This window comes from Paraburkholderia sp. J11-2 (assembly GCF_905220185.1).
In the GTDB taxonomy this organism is placed as follows: domain Bacteria; phylum Pseudomonadota; class Gammaproteobacteria; order Burkholderiales; family Burkholderiaceae; genus Paraburkholderia.
This window is the reverse complement of sequence record NZ_CAJMYY010000093.1, coordinates 1-890: the sequence shown is the minus strand read 5'-3', so window position 1 is coordinate 890 and position 890 is coordinate 1. Positions and strand designations below refer to the sequence as shown.

Sequence of the window (890 nt, the reverse complement as noted above, 5' to 3'; positions counted from 1 at the left end):
GAAAACGTCTCATAGGCCTTGAGCATGTCGTCGAACGCGAAGCGATGCGTGATCAGCCGGTTCGGATCGATCCGTCCGGCGCACACCGTCTTGAGCAGCATGGGCGTGCTCACGGTATCGACAAGGCGCGTCGTGATCGACACGTTGCGGTCCCACAGCTTGTCGAGGAACAGCGACGCCGGCACGCCATGCACGCCGATGTTCGCGATCACGCCGCCCGGCGCCACAATCTGCTGGCACAGCTCGAACGTTGCAGGCACGCCGACGGCCTCCATCGCGCAATCCACGCCCACGCCGTCCGTGAGTTTCATGACCGCATCCACGGCGTCGCCCGCGCGCGGATCGATGCACGCCGTCGCGCCGAATCGCTTCGCGCATTCCAGACGGTTGGCGTCCATGTCGATCATGATGATCTGCGCAGGCGAATAAAACTGCGCGGTCAAAAGCGCGGCCAGCCCGATCGGTCCTGACCCGACGATCGCGACCGTGCTGCCGGGTTCGACTCGGCCGTTGAGCACGCCGCACTCGAAACCCGTTGGCAGGATGTCTGAAAGCATCACGAGCGCCGCCTCGTCGAGGCCCGCGGGAATGCGGTACAGGCTCGTTTGCGCGTGCGGGGTCCGCACGTATTCGGCCTGCGTGCCGTCGATGCGGTTGCCGAGAATCCAGCCGCCCGTCTTGCAGTGCGAGTACATTCCGCGCCGGCAGTATTCACACTGCCCGCAGCTCGAAATGCAGGAGACGAGCACGTGATCGCCGGCTTTCAGCGTCGACACGCCCTCGCCGACTTCGTGCACGACGCCCACGCCCTCGTGGCCGAGAATGCGGCCCGGCTCGCAGCTCGGCACGTCGCCCTTGAGAATGTGGAGATCGGTGCCGCAGATCGTCGT

Annotated in this window: 1 protein-coding gene; it reads right to left on the bottom strand. The window is 65.3% G+C overall.

The genetic code is table 11. The annotated features are described in order from the left end of the window. On the bottom strand, positions 1 to 890 hold an 890-nt coding region (locus U5A57_RS41300; RefSeq protein WP_321918095.1), incomplete at both ends, for a zinc-dependent alcohol dehydrogenase family protein.